General features: G+C 39.5%; 5 protein-coding genes and 1 pseudogene. 3 read left to right on the plus strand and 3 right to left on the minus strand.

The genetic code is table 11. From position 1 onward, the window contains the following. The first annotated feature begins 55 nt into the window (after nt 1-55). On the plus strand, nt 56-646 hold the full coding sequence (locus ACSHXM_RS11435; RefSeq protein ID WP_435688900.1) for a Maf family protein: 591 nt from the start codon (nt 56-58) through the stop codon (nt 644-646). 17 nt (nt 647-663) lie between these two features. Here the strand turns inward: ACSHXM_RS11435 and ACSHXM_RS11440 are convergent, their stop codons facing one another. Together ACSHXM_RS11440 and rluC are read right to left on the minus strand one after the other, a co-directional pair. Then, nucleotides 664-1305, minus strand: coding sequence for an HAD-IA family hydrolase (locus tag ACSHXM_RS11440; RefSeq protein WP_435688901.1), 642 nt, complete (start codon nt 1303-1305; stop codon nt 664-666). After that, on the minus strand, nt 1302-2258 hold the full coding sequence (gene rluC, locus ACSHXM_RS11445; RefSeq protein ID WP_435688902.1) for a 23S rRNA pseudouridine(955/2504/2580) synthase RluC: 957 nt from the start codon (nt 2256-2258) through the stop codon (nt 1302-1304). Before rluC ends, ACSHXM_RS11440 begins: the two co-directional genes overlap by 4 nt. Before the next feature lie 581 nt (nt 2259-2839). Between rluC and rne the strand changes: the two genes are divergently transcribed. Beyond that, complete coding sequence (rne, locus tag ACSHXM_RS11450; RefSeq protein WP_435688903.1) at nt 2840-5638, plus strand: ribonuclease E; 2799 nt, start codon at nt 2840-2842, stop codon at nt 5636-5638. 150 nt (nt 5639-5788) lie between these two features. After that, complete coding sequence (locus ACSHXM_RS11455) at nt 5789-7096, plus strand: DEAD/DEAH box helicase (RefSeq protein WP_435688904.1); 1308 nt, start codon at nt 5789-5791, stop codon at nt 7094-7096. 70 nt (nt 7097-7166) lie between these two features. Here ACSHXM_RS11455 and ACSHXM_RS11460 read toward each other — a convergent pair. After that, nucleotides 7167-7552 (minus strand): annotated as a pseudogene (locus ACSHXM_RS11460) (hypothetical protein); the annotation flags it as partial.

Here is a 7552-nt window from a genome sequence, read left to right on the forward strand (position 1 = left end):
GAAAGCGTTCCGGCTGTGCTTTGATCGTAATAGATAATACAAAAAGTTAATTGCCATGAAAATCACTTTAGCGTCCAGTTCTATATATAGACAACAAATACTACAAAAACTTCAACTTCAATTTAATTGTCTATCACCTAAAATAGATGAAACCGCCATTGAAGGTGAGTCTGTTGAACAACAGGTTTTGCGTTTAGCCATACATAAAGCTAAGGCAGTGAGTCAAAAGCAAACCGATAGTTATGTCATTGGTTCAGATCAACTGGCTTGCTTCAATGACCAGCCCTTGGGCAAACCTGGAAACTTCGAGAGGGCAAAACAACAGTTATTAATGGTCAACGGTAAAAGCATTCAATTCTATACGGGTCTTTGTTTAGTTCATAAAAACAATCAGCAACAAGTTTCTTTAGTGGACGTATATGAAGTTAAATTCAGAAAGTTAACTGAAAAACAGATAACAACCAACTTAACATTAGAACAACCCTATGACTGTGCTGGAAGTTTTAAATGTGAAGGTTTAGGGATAACCTTATTCGAATCATTAAGTGGGCGAGACCCGAATAGTTTAATTGGCTTGCCGTTAATTGGATTAATTGATTTATTCAATAAATTAGATATCGATATATTTGAACATATGCAATCGTAAACCTTAGCTTCGCCAAATTAAACGTACTTTAATAAATCGCCTATAGAATCGATAACACTGATGGGTGAATGTTGATTTAAGGTTTGTTTGTCATGTACACCGTAACTTACACCTACCCTATCCATGCCAATGGCTTCGGCCATAGCCATATCGTAACTGGTATCACCAACCATTAAAGCTTGGTGAGGCTCCATATTCAATTCAGACATAATTTGCTGCAACATGTCGGGAGAAGGCTTACTTTGTGCGTCATCAGCGCATCGAGACGAATCGAAAAATTCCTTGGAATTGGAGTGTTGCCACCCCTGTTCCAATCCTTTACGCCCTTTGCCCGTCGCCACAGCCAATTTATACCCTTTTCTTTTTAGCGCAGTTAATAGCTCAATAACGCCCTCAAATAAAGGGCTAGATTCTTGATAATGCCGAACAGAGAAATACTTATATTGGTCTGCTACTTTTTCAGCACTTTGCACATCAGGCAGTGCAAACAATTGTTGCATTGCCTGCACTAAACTAAGGCCAATAACTTGTTTAGCTTCATGTTTAGTGGGAATAGGTAGCTCTAAATAACGGGCACTATCTTGAATACAGTCAACTATTTTTCCTACAGAGTCCATCAAGGTACCATCCCAATCAAAGATGATGACTTGGTACTTCATGTATTTTCAGCTCGCAAAAGTTTTAACACAGTGGTTAGTGCTGGTTCTAAAGAAGCTTTAAAACTAACTCTTTCATCTGTAGATGGGTGTTGAAAAGCTAACGAATGGGCATGCAAAAACAAACGTTTTAAACCTAATTTTTGCATTCTTTCATCAAAATGTTTGTCACCATATCGGTTATCACATGCGATTGGGTGATCAGCATGTAAACAATGCACTCGAATTTGATGTGTACGGCCAGTAATTGGTGAAGCTTCCACTAGCGTGGCCCCATTAAACAATTCCAAAATCCGGTATCGGGTTTCAGAAGGTTTACCTTCGTCGTTAACCAAGACCACTCGCTCTCCAGATTTAAGGGTATTTTTTAATAAAGGAGCTTTTACCTTAAAACGATTTTCCGGCCATTGACCGACCACTAGAGCCTGATAACGTTTATCTACTTTTTTATCGACTAATTGTTGATGCAAATTTTTTAAGGCCGACCTTTTTTTAGCAATCAGCAGGCAGCCAGATGTGTCGCGATCCAGTCTGTGTACTAGCTCCAAAAATTTTTGTTGGGGTCGTAATGCTCTAAATGCTTCAATCACACCAAAGCTTAACCCACTGCCTCCGTGCACAGCCGTGCCCGATGGTTTGTTCAGTACAATTAAACAATCGTCTTCAAACAAAATATTACGTTCTAAACTTGCCACCTTATTTAAATTGGTTGAAGGCAATTCTGTAGGCTCCGATACACGGATAGGCGGAATTCGCAATTCATCATGGGCGGCTAGTTTATACTCAGGCTTGACTCGCTTTTTGTTTACCCTCACCTCTCCTTTACGCAAAATGCGATAAATAAGGCTTTTAGGTACACCTTTTAATAAGGTACGCAAAAAATTGTCTATCCTTTGCCCTTCTAGCTCAGGTTCGACCGTTATAAATTGAACTTTTTGAAATGTTAAATCTGTCATAGGCCGCGTATTCTATCTGAATTACGGCAAAAGTAATGAATAAATTTAATATCTTGCCAGTATTAGTCGTTTAATGTGATAATACGCTAGTTTTCACACATGAAGTGTGTGTTTGGAAACAAAAAAATAGATTAATAAGTTTTGTAAACAATGACGGCCATGGGTCGTAAACGTATATTGTGTGCCAACTGTGAAGTGAGTAACTTTTCGCAGCGAAAGGTAAAACAAAACCATTACATCAGCGATATAAATAACAAACTGATCGCACTGAATGTAAAGAATATAGATGAATTGACAAGGTATTTGAATCGAAACCATGCCAGACAAGCATGAAAATTTGAATATTGATAAGTTTAAAAAATAAAAGAATTTAAGCTAAACCGCGCCTAGTTTAGCGCTCATAAATGTGAGCAATGTGTTAAAAAACAATATATTAAATGGTTAATATACATAACACATAGGCGAAAACTTAATTCCCAGTATACAGTCGTGAGGCTGCATGATTTTTACTGTCTAATCACTATGTAACGCTTTACTTTGTGACGATCGGTACAATACCGAGCTAAACAAGAATGAAAAGAATGTTAATTAATGCTACGCAGCAGGAAGAATTGCGAGTAGCACTAGTAGATGGCCAAAAATTGTATGATTTGGACATAGAAAGTCCAGGTCACGAACAGAAAAAAGCCAACATCTACAAAGGAACTATCACCCGTGTTGAACCAAGCCTAGAAGCTGCTTTTGTTGATTACGGTGCAGAACGTCACGGTTTTTTACCCCTAAAAGAAATTGCCCGTACTTACTTTCCCAAAGGATACAAATTCGAAGGTCGACCTAATATCAAAGAGGTGATCCAAGAAGGCCAAGAAATAATTTTACAAATTGATAAAGAAGAACGTGGCCAAAAGGGCGCGGCACTTACAACATTTATCAGCTTGGCTGGAAGTTACTTGGTTCTAATGCCTAATAATCCTCGCGCCGGTGGTATTTCTCGTCGTATAGAAGGTGACGAACGTACAGAACTAAAAGCAGCATTAAGTGGTTTAGACTTGCCCAACGGCATGGGTTTAATCGTTCGTACAGCAGGTGTAGGTAAATCAGCAGAAGAGCTAGCATACGATTTAGATTATCTGGTTTCTGGTTGGAGCCGTATTACAGAAATGGCCGAGTCTCGCCCTGCTCCATTCCTAATTCATCAGGAAAGTGACGTAGTTGTTCGCGCAATCCGTGACTATTTAAGACGTGATATTGGCGAAATTTTAGTAGATAAAACTAGTGTGCACGAAAGAGCGTTAAAACACGTTGAACAAATGCGCCCTGACTACGCAAACCGTGTAAAACTTTATCGTGGCGATGTGCCTTTATTTAGTCATTATCAAATTGAAAGCCAAATTGAATCAGCTTTTCAAAGAGAAGTTAGGTTACCTTCTGGTGGCTCTATTGTAATTGACCCTACAGAAGCTTTAATTTCTATCGATATCAACTCAGCACGTGCAACAAAGGGTGGCGATATTGAAGAAACCGCTTTCAATACCAACCTTGAAGCAGCAGATGAAATTGCAAGGCAATTGCGATTACGTGATGCAGGTGGCTTAGTTGTTATTGACTTTATCGATATGACTCCAGTACGCCATCAGCGTGAAGTTGAAAACCGCATGAAAGATGCAGTTCGCGGTGACAGAGCAAGAGTTCAACTAGGACGCATATCACGTTTTGGCTTACTAGAAATGTCACGCCAACGTTTACGCCCTTCTCTAGGTGATTCTGCTCACAATGTCTGTCCTAGATGCAGTGGTCACGGAACTGTTCGTGGTACAGAGTCATTAGCTTTATCTGTTCTTCGTATTATGGAAGAGGAAAGCATTAAAGATAATACAGGGCAAATTGAAGCTCAATTGCCGGTTAATGTTGCGACTTATTTGCTTAATGAAAAACGTCGTTCTATTCGCAGTATCGAAAAGCGTCATTCAGTTCAATTAATGGTGATCCCTAATCCAAATATGGAAACACCACATTACAGTATTAACCGTCGACGTCCAGATGATGCTGTACAGGAAATGAGTTACAACTTGCCACTAATTGAAGTCGAAGAAACTATAACCGACAAAACAATTGCACCAGCCGCGCCTAAAGAGCAGCCTGCTCTACAAAGCTTAATCTCTGGAGAGCAGAAGAAGCCTTCCGTTGCAAAAGCGCAAACGTCTGATAAATCCGAAGGTTTGTTAGAGAAAGTTAGTAAGTGGCTATCAGGGCTATTCAAAACTGAAGAAAAAGTTGTACCTAAGAAGAAAACGCATTCTCGTAATCAAGGTGGCAATCAACGTAGAAACAAAAACGGTAGACCAGACAGAAATAAACAACGCAACGGCAAGAATTATGAACGTAAAGATCGTAATGAACAGTCGCAAAATAGGAAAGAACGCAAGCCTAGAAATGACAACCGTAAGCCTCGTAGAGATGATAAAGCACCTTTAGAGCAGACTGAAAAACAAGTTAAGGCAGCTCCAGCTAAGAAGAAGGAACAAGTTGCCGAACGTCGTAAACGTCGTGACAATCGTCGTAGCGTTAGAGTTGAAGCAGATAAAACAGAGCAAAATTTAAATACTGCTGCAGTAGTAACTGAAAACAACACTGAGGTAACTCAAGTGCCTGCTCAAGTTGAAGAGACGAAAGTAACCCAACAAGTTGCTCAAGTTGAATCACCTGAGGTCGCTTCAGCTGAAAACAATGTTGAAGCACCTGTTGAAACGCCGAGTAACGAAGACTCAAAAACTCGTACTCGCAGTCGTCGTACTCCTAGGCATGCTCGCTCAGCGGGTCAAAAACGCCGTAAAGAAAACGACAATGCTGAAGCTGAAGTCATTGAGACAACAGAAGCCGTCAATGCTAAGCAGGACGAACTTCAATTTGATGAACCCGCTAAAGTTGTTGAACAAGCACCTGAAACGACAGAAGCTCCACAACAAGTTTCTTTAGAGTTAACACCTGATACTGCTGTTAACAGTGAAGACGTTAAAGCAGAAGCTGTCGTTGAAGCTGCAGAAACAAAAGTTGTTGAAACATCGACTTCTGTTACTACAGATGACAAAAGTGTCGAAGCACCTAAAGTTGAAAAAGTCGTCAAGAAAGAAGCTCCAACTAAGAAGCGAACTAAAAAAGCAAGTTCACTAAAAGTTGCAGACAAAACAAATCAGAAGAAAACGGCGTCAGCACCTATGACCAAACCAATAAGTCTTAATGAAGATTTTGTTGAGGTCAACATTAGTTCATTAGGTGACGATGCTAGACCTGAGCTTAAACGTTCTGTAAAAACAGCTGCCTTTTTAAGCGCCACAAGTAAATCTAATGCACCAGCATTCAGACCTGGCACCGATGCTTAATTAGCACAAAGCTTAAAGAAAACTTTATGCCGCTCTAGGCTCTTCCTAGATGCGGCATTTTTTTGTACTGGCAGTTATCTTTTTATTACTGTATCCTCCCGCGCCCGCGGTTGGTTTTAATCGCATATTTAACTAATTTGAGAATAATTCATGAGTTTTGCTGATTTAGGTTTATCACCTAAAATATTGTCTGCTGTATCCGCTAAAGGTTATACCGAACCATCTCCTATCCAAGCCCAAGCTATACCTGCAGTATTAGAAGGTAAAGATGTTATGGCTGCTGCGCAGACAGGTACAGGTAAAACAGCTGGATTTACGCTACCTATTTTGCATAGATTAAGCTTAGGAAAACAAGCTAAACCGAATCAGGCCAGAGCACTTATATTAACTCCTACACGAGAATTGGCTGCACAAGTAGCAGAAAGTGTACAAACCTATGGTCGCGACTTGCCTTTGAAGTCAGCGGTTGTATTTGGTGGAGTGGGTATCAACCCTCAAATGATAAAGCTCAGAAAAGGCGCTGATATACTCGTCGCTACACCGGGGCGTTTATTAGATTTATACAATCAAAATGCAGTTAGGTTTAATGAATTAGAAATACTTGTATTAGATGAAGCTGATCGCATGTTAGACATGGGCTTCATTCACGATATCAAAAAGATATTGAAGTTATTGCCGCAAAAACGTCAAAACTTAATGTTCTCAGCTACTTTTTCAGATGATATTCGTAAGTTAGCGAAAGGTCTTGTAAACAACCCTGTAGAAGTTTCTGTTTCACCCGCTAATACAACGGTCGACTTAGTTGAACAATGGGTATACCCGGTAGATAAAAGTCAAAAGTCAGCCATTTTAACTCGTTTAATCAAGGATAATGATTGGCAACAAGTTCTGGTGTTTAGTCGTACTAAGCACGGTGCAAACAGGATCGCAAAACAGCTTGAATCACGAGGCATTACTTCAGCTGCTATTCACGGTAACAAAAGCCAGGGAGCTAGAACCAAAGCTTTAGCTGACTTTAAACAAGGTAAAGTCAAAGCTTTGATTGCAACAGATATTGCCGCTCGTGGGTTAGATATAGATCAATTACCTCAAGTGGTAAACTTTGACTTACCTAATGTGGCTGAAGATTATGTACACAGGATTGGGCGAACTGGACGAGCTGGGGCAACTGGCCAAGCTATTTCTATGGTTACCTTAGAAGAGTTTAAACAGTTAGTTGATATTGAGAGATTAACTAAACAAGTTATACAACGTAAAACAATTCAAGGCTTTGAACCGAACACCCCATTACCAGAATCAAAGTTAGATCAGCGCCCTATTAAACCTAAAAAACCGAAGAAACCTAATGCAGGCCAACGTCAAGGTCATCGAGCAGGCGGCCAACGAACCAGCGAAAATAGACCCAATCGCCGTAGAAGAAGTAACGGTGAAAATTCAAATAAATCCGGAAACCGATAATTACTTCAAAGCTATATTCTAAGCCAATAGTAGATTAATACTATTGGCTAACTCTACCTTGCTAATTCTCCTACTCTACCACTTCGTTATGTAATATAAACTCAGGTCCAAATGAAACAGGATTTTTTATTTGGCTATTTTCAATTTTAATAATTTTTCTGTTGGCTAAATTTGCACGAGCAATTTCATCACTATAATACTTAACTAATATGCGCTTTAGCTCACCACTTTTTAATAACATATTTAACCCTTGTTGCATTCTATCTGCAATACGAGGTGCCGTAGGTGATACATACACATATGTTTCCGTCGGTAGATAGATAGCTAGAGTTGGTTCAATAACCACATTTTCTAGAGATGATTTACGGGTTTCTAATTCATTATATATTTCATATATTGCTCGCGGGAAATAATCAAATCTTTGTTTTTCAAGCATTTGAAACAACCCTTCAAAAC

Origin of the sequence: Paraglaciecola sp. (assembly GCF_051252315.1) — a bacterium.
GTDB lineage: Bacteria > Pseudomonadota > Gammaproteobacteria > Enterobacterales > Alteromonadaceae > Paraglaciecola.

Excerpts from the sequence above, each read along its gene's own strand:
- ACSHXM_RS11435 (WP_435688900.1), top strand. The coding sequence starts at position 56 with ATGAAAATCACTTTAGCGTCCAGTTCTATATATAGACAACAAATACTA.
- ACSHXM_RS11440 (WP_435688901.1), bottom strand. The coding sequence starts at position 1,305 with ATGAAGTACCAAGTCATCATCTTTGATTGGGATGGTACCTTGATGGAC.
- rne (WP_435688903.1), top strand. The coding sequence starts at position 2,840 with ATGTTAATTAATGCTACGCAGCAGGAAGAATTGCGAGTAGCACTAGTA.
- rluC (WP_435688902.1), bottom strand. The coding sequence starts at position 2,258 with ATGACAGATTTAACATTTCAAAAAGTTCAATTTATAACGGTCGAACCT.
- ACSHXM_RS11455 (WP_435688904.1), top strand. The coding sequence starts at position 5,789 with ATGAGTTTTGCTGATTTAGGTTTATCACCTAAAATATTGTCTGCTGTA.